The sequence below is a fragment of the Flavobacterium sp. N1994 genome (assembly GCF_025947145.1).
In the GTDB taxonomy this organism is placed as follows: Bacteria; Bacteroidota; Bacteroidia; order Flavobacteriales; family Flavobacteriaceae; genus Flavobacterium.
The window spans coordinates 2856313-2873972 of record NZ_CP109999.1 but is presented as its reverse complement, the minus strand read 5'-3'; the positions used below and the strand labels follow the sequence as shown (position 1 = coordinate 2873972).

Genomic DNA, 17660 nt, shown 5'->3' with positions numbered 1-17660 from the left:
GGCGAAAAGTTATACTTCGAGTAGGCTTTTCGCTTTTTTTATGTTGGCAACAAAATCATCAAAAAGGTATTCCGAATCGTGCGGTCCTGGACTTGCCTCAGGATGGTATTGCACCGAAAAGCAGTTCTTTGATTTCATACGCATTCCAGCTACTGTATTATCATTGATATGATAATGGGTAATTTCTAAATCAGGATGTCTTTCTAGTTCTTCTCTGTTGACAGCAAATCCGTGATTTTGCGAGGTGATTTCACCTTTTCCTGTCAAGGTATTCATTACCGGATGATTGATTCCTCTGTGGCCGTTAAACATCTTATATGTTGAAACTCCGTTCGCCAATCCAATAATTTGATGTCCTAAACAAATGCCAAATACAGGTTTATCGGAAGCTATCATTTTTTGAGCAGTGGTGATTACTTGCTCTAAAGGTTCAGGATCACCAGGTCCGTTAGATAAAAAGTAGCCATCCGGATTAAAAGCTTTTAATTCTTCGAAGGTTGCATCGTAGGGAAACACTTTGATATAACAATCTCTTTTGGCTAGGTTGCGTAAGATATTGGTTTTGATACCTAAATCTAAAGCTGCAATTTTATAAGTTGCGTTTTCGTTACCAAAGTAATAAGGCTCAGTTGTAGAAACTTTAGAAGCTAGTTCCAATCCTTTCATATCTGGGACTTTGGCTAATTGACTTTTCAATTCTTCGACAGCAGTTCCATCAGTGCAAATTACTGCATTTTGTGCTCCGTTGTCACGGATGTAACTTACCAAAGCACGAGTATCTACATCGGAAATGCAGATAAGATTTTGTTTTTCAAAATAGTCGTAGAGATTGCTTTCTGAATCAGGGCGCGAATGGTTGAAGCTAAAGTTTTTGCAAACTAAACCAGCAATCCTAATTTTATCGGATTCTACTTCGTTAGCATTTACTCCGTAGTTTCCAATGTGTGGATTGGTCGCTACCATGATTTGTCCGAAGTAAGATGGGTCGGTAAAGATTTCTTGGTATCCAGTCATTCCGGTGTTGAAGCAAACTTCTCCAAAGGTTATTCCAGAGATTCCGATAGATTTGCCGTGAAAGATGGTTCCATCGGCTAGTAATAAAATGGCTTGTGATCTTGTAGTGTGTTGCATTGTGTAGTTGTGTTTAGCAAATTTATTTATTTCATACTAAAATTTAGAAAAGAATTATCAGAGTTTATAAACATTCTGTTTTAAGTTTTAGACAAAAAAAAAGGATAAACAAAATTGCTTATCCTTTTTTATATTTATGAGTTGGCAATCATTATGCCTCTTCTTCTTTTGATTCTTCATCAGCTGCTGGAGCTTCTGGAGTTTCTTCTGCAGCAGGAGCTTCTGCTTCTGCTACTGGAGCTTCTTCAACAACTTCTGGAGTTTCTACTTCTGCAGCAGGTGTTTCCACTTCAGCAACTGGAGTTTCCACTACTTCTTCTACTGCTGGAGCAGCTTCTTCAACGATTGGAGCAACTTCTTCAACAACTGGTGCTGGAGCTGGAGCTTTAGGAGCTGCAGTAGTTTCAGTCGTTTTCTTAGCACGACGTGTTCTACCTTTTTTCTCTTCTTTTTTACCTCCATTGTATAGTTCGTTAAAGTCAACTAATTCAATCATGGCCATATCAGCGTTATCCCCTAAACGGTTACCCATTTTAATGATACGTGTATATCCACCTGGACGATCTCCTACTTTAGCAGCAACTTCTCTAAAAAGTTCCGTTACTCCATATTTATTTCTTAAGTAAGCGAAAACAATACGACGGTTGTGAGTTGTATCTTCTTTTGATTTTGTTATAAGCGGCTCAACAAATTGTTTTAACGCTTTTGCTTTAGCAACAGTAGTGTTAATACGTTTGTGCTCGATAAGAGAACAAGCCATATTAGCCAACATAGATTTTCTATGTCCAGTCTGTCTGCTTAAGTGATTTACTTTTTTTCCGTGTCTCATGACTTATTTTTTTAACCTTCATCTTGCATCAATCCACCTTGGAGAGCAAAATATGAAGTAATTTATTCTTTATCTAATTTGTATTTACCTAAGTCCATTCCGAAAGTTAAATTCTTGTTGGCAACCAATTCGTCTAACTCAGTTAGCGATTTTTTACCGAAGTTACGGAACTTCATTAAGTCATTTTTGTTGAAAGATACTAGATCTCCAAGTGTATCAACTTCTGCAGCTTTCAAACAATTCAAGGCTCTTACAGATAAATCCATATCTACCAATTTTGTTTTAAGCAATTGTCTCATGTGTAATGATTCTTCATCATAAGACTCAGTTTGAGCAATTTCATCAGCTTCAAGGGTGATTCTCTCATCTGAGAATAACATAAAGTGGTGAATTAAAACTTTGGCAGCTTCAGTTAAAGCATCTTTTGGATTGATTGAACCATCAGTTTTGATTTCAAAAACTAATTTTTCATAATCTGTTTTTTGCTCTACACGGAAGTTTTCAATAGCATATTTTACATTTTTTACCGGAGTAAAAATGGAGTCTGTAAAGATAGTACCTATTGCTGCGTTTTGTTTTTTGTTCTCTTCTGCAGGAACATAACCACGACCTTTCTCGATAGTTAATTCCATATTAAGATTTACTTTGCTATCTAAGTTACAAATCACTAGTTCTGGGTTCAATACTTGGAAACCAGAGATGAATTTTTGAAAATCACCAGCAGTAATTTGATCTTTTCCTGAGATAGAGATAGAAACTGTTTCGTTATCTACATCTTCAATCTGACGTTTGAAACGTACTTGTTTTAGATTTAAGATAATTTCAGTAACATCTTCTACTACTCCTGAAATAGTTGAAAACTCATGCTCAACACCATCAATTCTGATAGATGTAATGGCATAACCTTCTAACGCAGAAAGTAAAACTCTTCTAAGTGCATTACCAACTGTCAATCCGTATCCTGGTTCTAAAGGTCTGAATTCAAACTTACCTTCAAAATCGGTTGAATCGATCATGATAACTTTATCGGGCTTCTGAAAATTAAATATTGCCATAATTTAGACTAATGTCAATTATTATTTGTTGTACAACTCTACGATTAATTGTTCTTTGATGTTTTCTGGAATTTGCAATCTTGCAGGTACAGAAACAAAAGTTCCTTCTTTAGTGTCATTATTCCAAGTAATCCACTCATATACGTGAGATGAATTGGCTAATGAACGCTCTATAGCTTCAACAGATTTAGATTTTTCACGAACAGCCACTTTGTCACCTGGTTTCAAGTGATAAGAAGGGATGTTAACCAATTCTCCGTTCACAGTGATGTGACGGTGAGAAACGATTTGTCTTGCTGCTCTTCTTGAAGGCGCAATTCCCATTCTGTAAACCACATTATCTAATCTTGCTTCGCATAATTGTAAAAGGATTTCACCTGTTACACCTTTAGAAGCTGCTGCTTTTTCAAAAAGGTTTCTGAATTGTTTTTCTAAAATTCCATAAGAATATTTAGCTTTTTGCTTTTCCATCAATTGGACAGCGTACTCAGATTTTTTACCTCTTTTTTTAGCCATCCCGTGTTGTCCAGGAGGATAATTTCTTTTTTCGAAGGCTTTGTCTTCTCCGAATATTGCTTCGCCAAATTTACGAGCAATTCTTGTACTTGGACCAGTATATCTTGCCATTTTAAATTGTTTTAAGATAGAGATTATGAATTCAGGTCGAATCCTCCGATAATCTTTATTCTATCTTGATTATACTATAATTATACTCTACGTCTTTTAGGAGGACGACATCCATTGTGCGGCATTGGAGTAACGTCAATGATTTCTGTTACTTCAATTCCTGAATTGTGTATAGAACGGATAGCAGACTCACGTCCATTACCTGGTCCTTTAACATACACTTTTACTTTTTTAAGTCCAGCTTCTAATGCTACTTTTCCACAATCTTCTGCTGCCATTTGAGCTGCGTATGGAGTGTTCTTTTTAGAACCTCTAAAGCCCATTTTACCAGCTGATGACCAAGAAATAACTTCACCTTTTTTGTTAGTTAACGAAATGATGATGTTGTTAAAAGTTGCATTAATATGCGCTTCGCCCGTTGATTCAACGATAACTTTACGTTTTTTTGTAGTCGCTTTAGCCATATTACTTATTATTTAGTTGCTTTTTTCTTGTTAGCAACAGTTTTTCTTTTACCTTTTCTTGTTCTAGAGTTGTTCTTAGTTCTTTGTCCTCTTAAAGGAAGACCAGATCTGTGACGGATACCTCTATAACATCCGATGTCCATTAAACGTTTGATGTGTAGTGACACTTCTGAACGAAGTTCACCTTCAATTTTGTAATATGATACCGCGTCACGGATTGCTCCGATTTCGTCATCATTCCAATCTTGAACTTTTGTATCTTGGCTTACTTGAGCTTTTTCTAAAATCTCAATAGCTCTACTTTTACCTACTCCGAAGATGTATGTTAAAGCGATAACTCCTCTTTTGTTTTTAGGTATATCTACCCCTGCTATTCTTGCCATAACTATCCTTGTCTTTGTTTAAATCTAGGATTCTTTTTGTTGATTACGTATAATCTGCCTTTTCTTCGTACAATTTTGCACTCGGCACTTCTTTTCTTAACTGATGCTCTTACTTTCATTGTAATACTTTTAATATCTATAAGTAATTCTTGCTTTTGACAAATCGTAAGGACTCATTTCTAATTTCACTTTGTCACCAGGTAACAATTTGATATAATGCATTCGCATTTTTCCAGAGATATGAGCAATTACAACGTGTCCGTTTTCTAATTCTACACGAAACATTGCGTTCGATAATGCTTCGATGATTGATCCGTCTTGTTCTATTGCTGATTGTTTTGCCATAAAAATTAAGCTACTGCTTTTCTATTTTTACCACTTTTCATCAATCCGTCATAGTGCTTATTCAATAAATAAGAATTTATTTGTTGAATAGTATCGATAGCCACACCAACCATAATGATTAATGAAGTACCACCATAGAACATTGCCCAAGATTGTTGAACACCAAGACCTACGATAATGGCTGGGAACACAGCTATCAATGCAAGAAATAATGAACCAGGGAATGTTATTAGAGACATGATTCTATCTAAGAAATCTGCTGTTTCAATTCCGGGTTTAACCCCTGGTATGAAACCACCGCTTCTTTTTAAATCATCAGCCATTTTATTTGTAGGGACTGTAATTGCTGTGTAGAAGAATGTAAAAATTACAATCAACGAAGCAAATACTAAACAGTACCAAAAACCAAACATATTACTAAAGGTTCCTGCAATAGATTGAGATGTTTCAGATTTTGAAAGACCTGCTACTGCTGCTGGAATAAACATAATTGCCTGAGCAAAAATGATTGGCATTACACCTGCAGAATTTAGTTTTAAAGGAATCCATTGTCTGTTTCCTCCCATCATATCTTGTTCGAAATCTCCAGTTGTAGTACGACGAGCGTATTGTACTGGGATTTTTCTAACAGCCATAACAAGTAAAACACAAGCGATGATTACTAATAACCAAACAATGATTTCAATTACTAACAACATTGGTCCACCATTATTATTGGTAACTTTTGAAGTAAACTCTTGAATTAATGCTTGTGGTAATCTCGCAAGGATTCCAACCATAATCAATAATGAAATACCATTACCAATTCCTTTATCAGTAATTTTTTCTCCTAACCACATGGCAAATATAGTACCTGTAGTAAGAATCAAAACTGATGAAAATAGGAATGCAAATGAGCTTACAGGTAGAAGGAATGCTCCTGGTTGTAATACTCTTTGCAAGTTATAGATATAACCTGGTCCTTGAATTAAAGTAATACCGATGGTTAACCATCTAGTAATTTGATTTAATTTCTTTCTGCCACTTTCCCCATCTTTTTGCAGTTTTTGCAAATAAGGAATGGCAATACCCATTAATTGAACAACAATTGAAGCAGAGATGTACGGCATGATACCTAATGCAAATACTGAAGCTTTTGAAAAAGCACCACCGGTAAACATATCAAGTATTGAACCAATACCTTTATCTGTTTGACCAGCTAAGCTGTGTAATTGTGTAGCATCAATACCTGGTAGCGTAACGTGCGCTCCAAATCTGTAAACTAATAATAGACCAAGAGTTACCAAGATTCTATTTTTTAGTTCTTCTATTTTCCAAACATTACTTAATGATTCAAAAAATTTCTTCATTGTTATAGCAATTATAGTGTTACAGCTTCTCCACCAGCAGCTTCAATTGCCGCTTTTGCAGTAGCCGTGAATTTATGGGCTGTTACTTTTAATTTTGCTTTCAATTCTCCTCTACCAAGAATTTTAACCATTTCATTTTTAGTAGCCAAACGGTTTTCAACAAATACTGCAAAGTCTACAGTATCTGTAACAATTCCATTATCAACTAACAATTGAAGTGCGTCAAGATTTACACCTTGGTATTCTTTACGATTAACGTTTGTGAAACCAAACTTAGGCACACGTCTTTGAAGTGGCATTTGCCCTCCTTCAAAACCAATCTTTTTAGAATAACCAGAACGAGACTTAGCTCCTTTGTGACCTCTTGCAGAAGTACCACCTTTTCCAGAACCTTCTCCTCTACCTAATCTTTTATTTTGATTATGTGTTGAACCTTCAGCAGGTTGTAAGTTACTTAAATTCATAACTGTATTTGTTATTTAACTTCCTCTACGGAAACTAAGTGTTTAACTTTATTTATCATTCCAAGGATCGCTGGATTTGAATCATGCTCCACAACCTGTCCCATTTTACGAAGACCTAAAGCTTCTAATCCTCTTTTTTGTGTAAGAGGACAATTGATTTTGCTTCTAACTTGTTTTACTAATAATTTAGCCATAATTTCCTTGAATTAACCTTTAAATACTTTTTCTAAAGAAATACCTCTTTGTTTTGCAACAGTAACAGCACTTCTCATTTGTAATAAAGCATCAAAAGTTGCTTTTACTACGTTGTGAGGATTTGATGATCCTTGAGATTTTGACAATACATCATGGATACCAACTGATTCAAGAACTGAACGAACAGCTCCACCAGCAATTACTCCGGTACCGTGAGATGCAGGCATCAAAAATACTGCTGCTCCACCAAATTTTCCTTTTTGTTCGTGAGGTACAGATTGTCCACTTAAAGGAATTCTAACTAAGTTTTTCTTTGCATCTTCTACTGCTTTAGCAATAGCTTCAGAAACGTCTTTAGATTTTCCTAAACCATGTCCAACAACACCGTTTTCATCACCTACAACAACAATCGCAGAAAAGCCAAATGCTCTACCTCCTTTTGTTACTTTGGTAACACGATTTACACTTACCAAACGATCTTTTAGTTCAAGACCACTAGGTTTTACTAACTCTACATTTTTGTATCCGTTATACATAATTTCTTAGAATTTAAGTCCAGCCGCTCTTGCGCCTTCCGCTAATGATTTAATACGACCGTGATATAAATAACCTCCTCTATCGAAAGTTACTTCTGTAATTCCGGCTTTTAACGCTTTTTCTGCAGCAAGTTTTCCAACTTCAGTTGCAATTTCTACGTTTGTACCTTTAATGTTTACTCCTTTATCTTTAGATGAAGCAGCCAATAAAGTAACTCCATTCACATCATCAATTAGTTGTGCATAGATTTCTTTATTACTTCTGAAAACAGAAAGTCTTGGTCTAGCAGCAGTACCGCTAACAATCTTTCTGATTCTGAATTTAATTCTTTGTCTTCTTTCAGTTTTTGTTAATGACATAATACTACTTTTTTACGCTGATTTACCTGCTTTTCTTCTCAATTCTTCACCAACAAACTTAACTCCTTTTCCTTTGTAAGGTTCTGGTTTACGGAAACCTCTGATTTTAGCAGCGATTTGTCCGATTAGTTGTTTGTCAAAAGATGTTAACTTCACGATTGGGTTTTTACCTTTCTCAGAAATAGTTTCTAATTTAACTTCTGGAGCTAATTCTAAAACGATATTATGAGAAAAACCTAATGCTAAGTCTAATTTTTGCCCTTGGTTAGAAGCTCTGTAACCTACTCCTACCAATTCTAATTCTTTAGTAAAACCTTCAGACACTCCAATAATCATGTTGTTGATTAATGATCTGTATAATCCGTGTTTTGCTCTATGATCTTTACTATCAGATGGTCTTTCTACTACTAGTTGACCTTCTTCAACTTTTACAGTTACGTCTGCGTAATCTTGTGTAAGTTGACCTAATTTTCCTTTTACTGTAATTACTGTTTCACTAACTTCAACAGTTACACCTGCAGGAATTGAAATTGGATTTTTACCTATTCTTGACATTGTTTAACAGTTTTAATTAGTATACGTAGCAAATTACTTCTCCACCAACATTTAATTGCTTAGCTTGTTTTCCAGTCATCAAACCTTTTGATGTAGAAACAATAGCAATTCCTAATCCGTTAAGGATTCTTGGGATTTTTGTTGAACCTGCGTATTTACGTAAACCTGGTTTACTAATTCTTTGGATATCTTTGATTACTGACTCTTTAGTATCTTTATCATACTTCAAAGCGATTTTGATGGTACCTTGAACAGTACTGTCATCAAATTTGTAACTTAAGATATATCCTTGATCGAATAAAATCTTTGTGATTTCTTTTTTCAAGTTGGAAGCTGGAATCTCAACCACTTTGTGGTTTGCCATCACTGCATTTCTAACTCTCGTAAGATAATCTGCAATTGGATCTGTATACATATGTATAAATTTGCGGTTATGGTTTTCAAAAAGTACTCACTAAATGAACCTTTAACCAATTGATAATTACTTGTTGATTACCAAGAAGCCTTTTTAACTCCTGGGATTAATCCTTGGTTTGCCATTTCACGGAAAGTAACACGTGAAATACCGAATTGACGCATATACCCTCTTGGTCTACCTGTTAATTTGCAACGATTGTGCATACGAACTGGTGAAGCATTTTTTGGTAATTTTTGTAACCCTTCGTAATCTCCAGCTTCTAATAAAGCTTTTCTTTTCTCAGCGTACTTTACTACCGTTTTTTCTCTCTTAACCTCACGGGCTTTCATTGATTCTTTAGCCATATCTTAATTCTTTTTAAAAGGTAAACCTAATTCAGCCAATAATGACTTTGCTTCTTTATCTGTGTTTGCCGTTGTTACGAAAGTAATATCCAAACCTGATATTTTGTTTACTTTATCAATATCAATTTCTGGGAAAATGATTTGTTCTGTAATACCAAGGTTATAATTACCTCTTCCGTCAAAACCAGTAGCTTTGATACCATTAAAATCTCTTACACGTGGTAAAGAAGATGTGATAAGTCTATCTAAAAACTCATACATTCTTTCCCCTCTAAGAGTCACTTTGGCTCCAATTGGCATACCTTTTCTCAATTTGAAAGACGCAACGTCTTTCTTAGAGATTGTAGATACTGCTTTTTGTCCAGTAACTTTTGTTAACTCATCAACTGCATAGTCAACTAGTTTTTTGTCAGATACTGCTGCACCAACTCCACGGCTTAAAACGATTTTTTCCAATTTAGGAACTTGCATTACGTTTTTATAACCGAATTCTTCTTTAAGGGCAGCTATTACTCTGTCCTTATATTCTTGCTTAAGTCTAGGAATATATGCCATAACTATAATACTTGATTAGATTTTTTAGAAAATCTTACTTTCTTATCTCCTTCTACTTTGATTCCAACCTTAGTAGCTTCTTTTGATTTTGGGTCAATTAAAGATAAGTTTGAAATATGCAAAGGAGCTTCTTTCTTAACGATTCCTCCTTGAGGGTTTTTTGCACTAGGTTTTGTATGTTTCGAAACCATGTTTACACCTTCAACGATTGCTTTGTTTTTCTCACGGTCAACACGTAAAACTTTACCTTCTGAACCTTTATGGTCTCCAGCGATAACTTTTACCGTATCTCCTGATTTTATTTTTAGCTTTATCATCTTACTACGAATTAAAGCACTTCTGGTGCTAATGATACAATTTTCATGAATTGTTTTTCACGAAGTTCTCTTGCAACTGGACCAAAAACACGAGTTCCTCTCATCTCACCTGCAGCATTCAAAAGAACACATGCATTGTCATCAAATCGGATATAAGAACCATCGGCTCTTCTCACTTCTTTTTTGGTACGTACAACAACTGCAGTTGAAACAGCACCTTTTTTTACGTTTCCGTTTGGTGTTGCATCTTTAATTGAAACTACAATTTTATCTCCAACAGAGGCATAACGACGTTTCGTTCCTCCTAATACACGGATAGTCAAAACTTCTTTTGCTCCTGTGTTATCTGCGACTTTTAGTCTTGATTCTTGTTGTACCATAATTATTTAGCTCTTTCAATGATTTCAACTAGTCTCCAACATTTAGTTTTTGATAAAGGTCTTGTTTCCATGATCTTTACTGTATCACCAATGTTACAGTCATTTGTTTCGTCGTGTGCATGAAACTTTTTAGTTTTTAACACGAACTTACCGTATAATGGGTGTTTTACTTTAGTTACTTGTGCTACAACAATAGACTTGTCCATTTTGTTTGACGTAACCACACCAATTCTTTCTTTTCTTAAATTTCTTTTATCTTCCATTTTAGCTAGCATACAATTATTGTAACTCTCTTTTAGTTAGCTCTGTTGCTACTCTAGCAACCGCTCTTCTAGCACTTCTAATTTGAAGTGGATTAGCAATTGGAGAAATAGCGTGAGCGTTCTTTAAGTCGGAATACGCTTTTCTTAATTGACTAAGTTTTTCTTGCAACTCAGCTGCGGATAGATTTATAATTTCTGATTGTTTCATAATTAATTTTAGATTATGCTTCGAAATCTCTAGCAACGACAAACTTAGTTTTTACAGGAAGTTTTTGAGCAGCAAGACGTAAAGCCTCTTTTGCAACAGAAAGTGGAACTCCACCAACTTCAAACATAATTTTTCCTGGTTTCACAACGGCAGCCCAATATTCGACTGCTCCTTTACCTTTACCCATACGTACCTCAAGAGGTTTCTTTGTGATAGGTTTGTCTGGAAATATATTAATCCATAATTGTCCTTCTCTCTTCATGTAACGAGTGGCAGCAATACGTGCAGCTTCGATTTGACGTGAAGTTAAGAACATACCATTTTCATGTACAGATTTGATTCCAAACATTCCACTTGAAAGCATGTGTCCTCTTTGAGAAACACCTTTCATTCTACCTTTTTGTACCTTACGGTATTTTGTTCTTTTAGGCTGTAACATTTTTCTTTAATTTAAAAAATTACTTTCTTTTACGTGCATCTGGTTTACCACCTTTGTTAAAAGGTTTTCTATCTCCTTTTGGAGAGTCTCCACCTTTACCGCCAGAAGCTTGTTTTTTATCCATTCCAACAAGTGGAGATAAATCACGCTTTCCGTAAACCTCACCTTTCATGATCCATACTTTGATACCCATTCTACCATAAGTAGTATGTGCTTCAGCCAAAGCATAATCAATATCGGCTCTGAAAGTTGATAGAGGAATTCTTCCTTCTTTGAATTGTTCAGAACGTGCCATTTCAGCTCCGTTCAAACGACCAGAAATCAAAACTTTAATACCTTCTGCATTCATACGCATTGCTGCTGCGATAGCCATTTTAATAGCTCTTCTGTATGAAATACGGCTTTCGATTTGACGTGCTATACTAGTTCCAACTAAATAAGCATCTAACTCAGGTCTTTTAATTTCAAAGATGTTAATTTGAACCTCTTTGTCAGTAACTTTCTTAAGTTCTTCTTTCAACTTGTCTACCTCTTGTCCGCCTTTCCCGATAATGATACCTGGTCTTGCAGTAGTGATAGTAACGGTTACAAGTTTCAAAGTTCTCTCGATGATTACTTTTGATACACTAGCTTTTGATAAACGAGCATGGATATACTTTCTGATTTTATAATCTTCGGCAATTTTATCACCGTAATCATTTCCACCATACCAGTTTGAATCCCATCCTCTGATGATACCAAGTCTGTTTCCTATTGGATTTGTCTTTTGTCCCATCTTACTTAATTTGCTTGTGTGTTATCTAATTGTCCTAATACGATAGTAACGTGATTAGAACGTTTTCTAATTCTGTGTGCTCTTCCTTGTGGAGCTGGACGAAGTCTTTTCAACATCATTCCACCATCTACAGTGATTGTTTTTACAAATAAGCCTGCTTCTGATACATTACCTTCACTATTTTTTTGCTCCCAGTTATTGATAGCAGATAATAATAGTTTCTCTAATTTTCTTGAAGCTTCTTTTGAGCTAAATCTTAATATATTTAAAGCTCTTTCCACTTTCTGACCTCTTACCAAGTCTGCTACTAAGCGCATTTTTCTAGGTGAAGTAGGGCAGTTATTCAATTTCGCGAAAGCAATAGACTTATTAGCCTCTTTTCTCGCATCTGCTGTTTCTCTTTTACGAACTCCCATTGCTTCTTATTTTTTACCTTTATTTTTTGCTCCAGCGTGACCTCTAAAAGATCTAGTTGGTGAAAACTCTCCTAATTTGTGTCCTACCATGTTCTCAGTTACATAAACCGGAACAAATTGACGACCATTGTGTACTGCGATTGTTTGCCCAACAAAATCTGGAGTAATCATAGATGCTCTAGACCAAGTCTTAACCACACCTTTATTTCCACCAGCAATATTTTCTTGAACTTTTTTATCTAATTTATAGTGTACAAAAGGTCCTTTTTTTAATGAACGTGCCATGTCTATCTAATTATTTCTTTCTGCGTTCAACAATATACTTATTACTCGGGTTCACTTTAGAACGAGTTCTATACCCTTTAGCAGGAAGTCCTTTTCTAGAACGTGGATGACCTCCAGAAGAACGTCCTTCACCACCACCCATTGGGTGATCGACAGGGTTCATAGCTACTGGTCTTGTTCTTGGTCTTCTTCCTAACCATCTTGTTCTACCTGCTTTACCAGAAACGATCAATTGGTGGTCAGAGTTAGAAACCGCCCCAATAGTTGCTGAACAAGTCAACAAGATTAATCTTGTTTCACCTGAAGGCATTTTAATTGTAGCATATTTTCCGTCTCTTGCCATTAATTGAGCAAATGTTCCAGCAGAACGAGCAATAACAGCTCCTTGTCCAGGACGCAATTCGATACAAGAAATAACAGTTCCTAATGGAATTTTGCTCAAAGGCAAAGTATTTCCAATTTCAGGAGCTGCACCTTCTCCAGACACTACAGTCTGACCTACTTGCAATCCGTTTTGAGCAACAATATATGTTTTCTCACCATCTACATACCACAATAATGCGATAAAAGCTGTTCTGTTTGGATCATATTCAATTGATTTCACTGTAGCTGGAATACCAACTTTAGTTCTTTTGAAATCAATCATACGATACCTTTGTTTGTGACCACCGCCTGTATAACGCATGGTCATTTTTCCTTGACTATTTCTACCTCCTGAGTTTTTTATCGGTGCTAACAAAGAGCGCTCCGGCTTATCAGTCGTGATGGCGTCAAAACCATTCACAACTCTAAAACGCTGACCCGGGGTAATAGGTTTTAATTTTCTAACTGACATTTTCTATTAGATATTATTGTAAAAATCTATTGTTTCTCCCTCTTTAACTTGAACGATAGCTTTCTTGTAGCTATTCGTTTTTCCACTGATTAAACCACTTTTTGTATACTTAGTAGTTCTATCAGCTCTATAGTTCATCGTGTTAACAGTAACAACTGAAATTCCGTAAGCAGCTTCTACAGCTTTCTTAATCTGAACTTTGTTTGCTTTTTTGTCAACAACAAAACCAAAACGATTGAAAACCTCACCTTCTTTGGTGATTTTTTCAGTTATGATAGGCTTAATTATGATACTCATGGTCTATTATTTGCTTAAATTTTCTTCAATTCCTTCTAAAGAACCCTCTAAAAGAACTAAATTATTAGCATTTAAAATTTCGTAAGTGCTTAACTCTGAATTAGTTACAACGCTAGACGCCTTTAAATTGCGTGAGGACAAATATACATTTTTATTTGAATCACCCAACACAAACAAAGATTTTTTGTTTTCTAACCCTAAAGCTTTCAAAACATTGATGAAATTTTTAGTGTTTGGTGTTTCAAAATTAAAGTCTTCAACAACTAATAAATTTGATTCTTTAACTTTTAAAGAGAAAGCTGATTTACGAGCTAATCTTTTTACCGTTTTGTTCAATTTGAAAGAATAGCTTCTTGGTCTTGGACCGAAAACTGTTCCTCCACCTTTGAACAATGGACTCTTTTTAGATCCTGCACGTGCAGTACCTGTACCTTTTTGTTTTTTAATCTTACGAGTACTTCCCGCTACTTCAGCTCTTTCTTTAGCTTTGTGCGTTCCTTGTCTTTGATTAGCTAAGTATTGCTTAACATCAAGATATACTGCGTGATTATTTGGCTCAATGCCGAATACTGAATCAGAAAGTTGCACTTTTCTTCCAGTATCTTTTCCGTTGATATCGATTACTTTTACTTCCATTACTTCTGAATGATTACGTAAGAGTTTTTACATCCAGGAACACATCCTTTGATAACAAGTAGGTTCTTTTCAGCCACTACTTTTAAAACTCTAAGATTTTGTACTTTTACATTATCACCACCCATTCTTCCTGCCATACGCATTCCTTTGAATACACGTGATGGATAAGAAGATGCTCCTACAGAACCTGGCGCTCTCAAACGGTTATGTTGACCGTGGGTAGCTTGTCCAACCCCACCAAAACCGTGACGTTTTACAACCCCTTGGAAACCTTTTCCTTTTGAAACACCTTGCACATCAACAAATTCTCCTTCGCTGAATACTTCCACAGTGATGTTATCACCTAATTTGTAATTTTCTTCAAACCCTTGGAATTCAACGACTTTTTTCTTAGCAGAAGTACCCGCTTTTTTAAAGTGACCTAAGTCAGCTTTAGTAGCGTGTTTTTCGCCTTTGTCATCGAAACCAAGTTGAAGAGCTGAATACCCGTCAACCTCATTGGTTCTGACTTGGGTAACGACACAAGGCCCAGCTTCGATTACAGTACAAGGAATGTTCTTCCCGTTCTCATCGAAAATGCTTGTCATGCCGATTTTCTTTCCAATTAACCCAGACATAAATATTAATTATTAATTATTACTTGTTTACTTTTTTTATAAAGAAATAAGTATCAGAAATAAAACTACTTCTGATACTCATTTCAGATAATGGTTTACTTATACTTTGATTTCTACTTCAACACCACTTGGCAATTCAAGTTTCATTAAAGCATCAATAGTTTTCGAAGAAGAACTATAGATATCTAGTAATCTTTTGTATGAACTTACCTCAAACTGCTCTCTCGCTTTTTTGTTAACGTGTGGAGAACGTAATACAGTAAATATTTTTTTGTGCGTAGGTAACGGAATAGGACCTATTACTACTGCACCTGTACTTTTTACAGTTTTTACAATCTTTTCAGCAGATTTATCTACCAACATGTGATCGTAAGATTTCAATTTTATTCTAATTTTTTGACTCATCTTGATAAAAATTATGCGTTTCCTTTTGCTTTTTTGATAACTGCTTCAGAGATATTAGAAGGTGTTTCTGCATAGTGAGAAAATTCCATAGTAGAAGTTGCTCTACCTGATGAAAGTGTTCTCAATGTAGTTACATAACCAAACATTTCTGATAACGGAACATCTGCTTTGATAGTTTTAGCTCCATTTCTGTCTCCCATGTCATTCACTTGACCTCTACGACGGTTGATATCACCAACGATATCTCCCATGTTTTCTTCAGGTGTAATAACCTCCATTTTCATGATTGGCTCCAAAATAATGGCACCAGCAGCTTTAGCTACTTCTCTATACCCCATTCTCGCAGCTAACTCAAAAGAAAGCGCATCAGAATCTACAGGGTGGAAAGATCCATCCAATAATGTTACTTTTAAACTATCTACTTGGTAACCTGCTAAAGGACCAGTTTTCATAGCTTCACGGAAACCTTTTTCTACAGATGGGATGTATTCTTTAGGAACGTTACCACCTTTTACTTCGTTAACAAACTGTAATCCGATTGGTGCTTTACCGTCAACTAAGTCAGCAGGCTCTAATCTAAATACAATATCTCCAAATTTACCACGACCTCCAGATTGTTTTTTGTAAACTTCTCTGTGTTGTGCTGTTTTGGTAAACGCTTCTTTGTACTCTACTTGTGGCTCCCCTTGGTTCACCTCAACTTTGAATTCACGTTTCATACGATCTACAAGAATGTCTAAGTGTAACTCACCCATACCTGAAATAATCGTTTGACCAGAAGCTTCATCTGTTCTTACAGTAAACGTTGGATCTTCTTCAGCCAATTTTGCCAAAGCCATACCCATTTTATCTACGTCTGCTTTAGTTTTTGGTTCAATAGCGATACCAATTACTGGCGCAGGGAATTTCATTGACTCAAGAATGATTGGGTGTTTTTCATCACACATCGTATCTCCGGTCTTGATATCTTTAAATCCAACTGCTGCTCCAATATCTCCTGCTTCAATATAATCGATTGGGTTTTGTTTGTTTGCGTGCATTTGGTAGATACGCGAAATTCTTTCTTTATTTCCTGAACGAGTGTTCAAGATATATGAACCAGCATCTAAACGACCTGAATAAGCACGGAAGAAAGCTAAACGACCAACATAAGGGTCAGTAGCAATTTTAAATGCTAAAGCAGCGAACGGCTCTTTTACATCAGGACGACGTAAGATTTTAGTTTGATCTTCTTCTAATAAATCAGCATCATCAGGGTGAATTCCTTCAATACCTTCTTTATCTAAAGGAGATGGTAAATATTTACATACAGCATCCAACATAAATTGAACACCTTTGTTTTTGAATGATGAACCAGCAATCATAGGAATGATAGCCATATCAATAGTAGCAGCTCTTAACGCTGTGTTGATTTCGTCTTCGGTAATTGAATCTGGATCTTCCATGTATTTATCAAGCAAGTTCTCATCATAATCTGCAACTGCTTCAATAAGGATATCTCTGTATTCTTTTACTTCAGCTAACATATCCGCAGGAATGTCAACAATATCAAAAGTTGCCCCTTGAGTTGCATCATGCCATACGATAGCTTGGTTTTTTACTAAATCAACTACTCCTTTAAAGTCATTTTCTTCACCAATTGGTAAAGTAATAGCCACCGCGTTAGATTTTAACATATCTCTAACTTGTTGACATACCATTAAGAAGTTAGAACCTTGACGGTCCATTTTGTTTACGAATCCCATACGTGGAACTCTATATTGATCTGCAAGTCTCCAGTTAGTTTCTGATTGTGGCTCAACACCGTCAACAGCACTAAATAAGAAAACTAAACCATCCAATACACGTAACGAACGGTTTACCTCTACAGTAAAGTCAACGTGTCCTGGGGTATCAATAATGTTAAAGTGATAATCATGAGAAGTTGGTAATGGTTTACCTTGCTCAGTTGGGAAACTCCATTCACAAGTAGTAGCTGCAGAAGTAATGGTAATACCTCTTTCTTGCTCTTGTGCCATCCAGTCCATTGTTGCAGCACCATCGTGTACTTCACCAATTTTGTGTGATTTTCCAGTATAGAATAATATACGCTCCGTTGTTGTTGTTTTACCAGCATCAATGTGAGCAGCAATTCCGATATTTCTTGTAAATTTTAGATCTCTAGCCATTTCTTAAAT

At 35.7% G+C, this 17660-nt stretch carries 30 protein-coding genes and 1 pseudogene; all 31 read right to left on the bottom strand.

What is annotated here, in order from left to right:
* Positions 1-9 precede the first annotated feature (9 nt).
* The 31 genes and pseudogenes from carA to fusA all read right to left on the bottom strand — a co-directional run bounded on the left by carA (position 10) and on the right by fusA (position 17651).
* Positions 10-1131 (bottom strand): glutamine-hydrolyzing carbamoyl-phosphate synthase small subunit, encoded by a 1122-nt coding sequence (gene carA / locus OLM53_RS12950; protein ID WP_264520638.1) that lies wholly within the window; start codon positions 1129-1131, stop codon positions 10-12.
* A 376-nt stretch (positions 1132-1507) separates the two neighbouring features.
* Positions 1508-1960, bottom strand: a pseudogene (gene rplQ / locus OLM53_RS12945) (50S ribosomal protein L17); the annotation flags it as partial.
* A gap of 62 nt (positions 1961-2022) precedes the next feature.
* Positions 2023-3015: a DNA-directed RNA polymerase subunit alpha gene (locus tag OLM53_RS12940; protein WP_136151653.1), complete on the bottom strand. Its 993-nt coding sequence runs from the start codon at positions 3013-3015 to the stop codon at positions 2023-2025.
* Between the two features lie 21 nt (positions 3016-3036).
* Positions 3037-3642, bottom strand: coding sequence for a 30S ribosomal protein S4 (gene rpsD, locus OLM53_RS12935; RefSeq protein WP_264520637.1), 606 nt, complete (start codon positions 3640-3642; stop codon positions 3037-3039).
* 80 nt (positions 3643-3722) lie between these two features.
* Positions 3723-4106: a 30S ribosomal protein S11 gene (gene rpsK, locus OLM53_RS12930; protein ID WP_131476278.1), complete on the bottom strand. Its 384-nt coding sequence runs from the start codon at positions 4104-4106 to the stop codon at positions 3723-3725.
* Between the two features lie 8 nt (positions 4107-4114).
* The gene (gene rpsM, locus OLM53_RS12925; protein WP_264520636.1) at positions 4115-4489 is read right to left on the bottom strand and encodes a 30S ribosomal protein S13; all 375 of its coding nucleotides are present in this window, start codon (positions 4487-4489) and stop codon (positions 4115-4117) included.
* Positions 4490-4491: 2 nt separating this feature from the next.
* Positions 4492-4608, bottom strand: coding sequence for a type B 50S ribosomal protein L36 (gene ykgO, locus OLM53_RS12920; RefSeq protein ID WP_073370549.1), 117 nt, complete (start codon positions 4606-4608; stop codon positions 4492-4494).
* Between the two features lie 10 nt (positions 4609-4618).
* Positions 4619-4834, bottom strand: coding sequence for a translation initiation factor IF-1 (infA, locus tag OLM53_RS12915; protein WP_026714631.1), 216 nt, complete (start codon positions 4832-4834; stop codon positions 4619-4621).
* 5 nt (positions 4835-4839) lie between these two features.
* Complete coding sequence (gene secY, locus OLM53_RS12910) at positions 4840-6183, bottom strand: preprotein translocase subunit SecY (protein ID WP_264520635.1); 1344 nt, start codon at positions 6181-6183, stop codon at positions 4840-4842.
* Positions 6184-6194: 11 nt separating this feature from the next.
* Positions 6195-6647 (bottom strand): 50S ribosomal protein L15, encoded by a 453-nt coding sequence (gene rplO, locus OLM53_RS12905; RefSeq protein WP_264520634.1) that lies wholly within the window; start codon positions 6645-6647, stop codon positions 6195-6197.
* A gap of 11 nt (positions 6648-6658) precedes the next feature.
* Positions 6659-6841, bottom strand: coding sequence for a 50S ribosomal protein L30 (gene rpmD, locus OLM53_RS12900; RefSeq protein WP_121312865.1), 183 nt, complete (start codon positions 6839-6841; stop codon positions 6659-6661).
* A 12-nt stretch (positions 6842-6853) separates the two neighbouring features.
* A complete protein-coding gene (gene rpsE, locus OLM53_RS12895; RefSeq protein ID WP_133533887.1) occupies positions 6854-7378 on the bottom strand; it encodes a 30S ribosomal protein S5 in 525 nt (174 codons plus the stop codon).
* Between the two features lie 6 nt (positions 7379-7384).
* Positions 7385-7738, bottom strand: a complete 354-nt coding sequence (gene rplR, locus OLM53_RS12890) for a 50S ribosomal protein L18 (RefSeq protein ID WP_264520633.1) — start codon at positions 7736-7738, stop codon at positions 7385-7387.
* Between the two features lie 12 nt (positions 7739-7750).
* The gene (gene rplF, locus OLM53_RS12885; protein ID WP_264520632.1) at positions 7751-8293 is read right to left on the bottom strand and encodes a 50S ribosomal protein L6; all 543 of its coding nucleotides are present in this window, start codon (positions 8291-8293) and stop codon (positions 7751-7753) included.
* A gap of 16 nt (positions 8294-8309) precedes the next feature.
* Positions 8310-8708, bottom strand: a complete 399-nt coding sequence (rpsH, locus tag OLM53_RS12880) for a 30S ribosomal protein S8 (RefSeq protein WP_264520631.1) — start codon at positions 8706-8708, stop codon at positions 8310-8312.
* Positions 8709-8785: 77 nt separating this feature from the next.
* Complete coding sequence (rpsN, locus tag OLM53_RS12875) at positions 8786-9055, bottom strand: 30S ribosomal protein S14 (protein ID WP_264520630.1); 270 nt, start codon at positions 9053-9055, stop codon at positions 8786-8788.
* A 3-nt stretch (positions 9056-9058) separates the two neighbouring features.
* A complete protein-coding gene (rplE, locus tag OLM53_RS12870) occupies positions 9059-9610 on the bottom strand; it encodes a 50S ribosomal protein L5 (protein ID WP_264520629.1) in 552 nt (183 codons plus the stop codon).
* Between the two features lie 2 nt (positions 9611-9612).
* Positions 9613-9927: a 50S ribosomal protein L24 gene (rplX, locus tag OLM53_RS12865; protein WP_264520628.1), complete on the bottom strand. Its 315-nt coding sequence runs from the start codon at positions 9925-9927 to the stop codon at positions 9613-9615.
* Between the two features lie 11 nt (positions 9928-9938).
* Positions 9939-10307, bottom strand: coding sequence for a 50S ribosomal protein L14 (gene rplN / locus OLM53_RS12860; protein ID WP_007803649.1), 369 nt, complete (start codon positions 10305-10307; stop codon positions 9939-9941).
* A 2-nt stretch (positions 10308-10309) separates the two neighbouring features.
* Entirely contained in the window at positions 10310-10570 is a 261-nt protein-coding gene (gene rpsQ / locus OLM53_RS12855; protein ID WP_264520627.1) for a 30S ribosomal protein S17, read from the bottom strand.
* 16 nt (positions 10571-10586) lie between these two features.
* Complete coding sequence (gene rpmC, locus OLM53_RS12850) at positions 10587-10778, bottom strand: 50S ribosomal protein L29 (RefSeq protein WP_264520626.1); 192 nt, start codon at positions 10776-10778, stop codon at positions 10587-10589.
* Positions 10779-10791: 13 nt separating this feature from the next.
* Positions 10792-11217, bottom strand: coding sequence for a 50S ribosomal protein L16 (rplP, locus tag OLM53_RS12845; RefSeq protein WP_264520625.1), 426 nt, complete (start codon positions 11215-11217; stop codon positions 10792-10794).
* 19 nt (positions 11218-11236) lie between these two features.
* Positions 11237-11992: a 30S ribosomal protein S3 gene (gene rpsC / locus OLM53_RS12840; RefSeq protein WP_264520624.1), complete on the bottom strand. Its 756-nt coding sequence runs from the start codon at positions 11990-11992 to the stop codon at positions 11237-11239.
* A gap of 5 nt (positions 11993-11997) precedes the next feature.
* A complete protein-coding gene (gene rplV / locus OLM53_RS12835) occupies positions 11998-12408 on the bottom strand; it encodes a 50S ribosomal protein L22 (RefSeq protein WP_264520623.1) in 411 nt (136 codons plus the stop codon).
* Between the two features lie 6 nt (positions 12409-12414).
* On the bottom strand, positions 12415-12693 hold the full coding sequence (gene rpsS / locus OLM53_RS12830) for a 30S ribosomal protein S19 (RefSeq protein ID WP_007136562.1): 279 nt from the start codon (positions 12691-12693) through the stop codon (positions 12415-12417).
* Positions 12694-12703: 10 nt separating this feature from the next.
* On the bottom strand, positions 12704-13528 hold the full coding sequence (gene rplB, locus OLM53_RS12825) for a 50S ribosomal protein L2 (RefSeq protein WP_264520622.1): 825 nt from the start codon (positions 13526-13528) through the stop codon (positions 12704-12706).
* Positions 13529-13534: 6 nt separating this feature from the next.
* Entirely contained in the window at positions 13535-13825 is a 291-nt protein-coding gene (gene rplW / locus OLM53_RS12820) for a 50S ribosomal protein L23 (RefSeq protein ID WP_264520621.1), read from the bottom strand.
* Between the two features lie 6 nt (positions 13826-13831).
* Positions 13832-14461, bottom strand: a complete 630-nt coding sequence (gene rplD, locus OLM53_RS12815) for a 50S ribosomal protein L4 (RefSeq protein ID WP_121312851.1) — start codon at positions 14459-14461, stop codon at positions 13832-13834.
* Positions 14461-15078, bottom strand: a complete 618-nt coding sequence (gene rplC / locus OLM53_RS12810; RefSeq protein ID WP_264520620.1) for a 50S ribosomal protein L3 — start codon at positions 15076-15078, stop codon at positions 14461-14463. Before rplC ends, rplD begins: the two co-directional genes overlap by 1 nt.
* Before the next feature lie 99 nt (positions 15079-15177).
* Positions 15178-15483, bottom strand: a complete 306-nt coding sequence (gene rpsJ / locus OLM53_RS12805) for a 30S ribosomal protein S10 (protein ID WP_264520619.1) — start codon at positions 15481-15483, stop codon at positions 15178-15180.
* Positions 15484-15494: 11 nt separating this feature from the next.
* On the bottom strand, positions 15495-17651 hold the full coding sequence (fusA, locus tag OLM53_RS12800; protein ID WP_264520618.1) for an elongation factor G: 2157 nt from the start codon (positions 17649-17651) through the stop codon (positions 15495-15497).
* Positions 17652-17660: the final 9 nt, after the last annotated feature.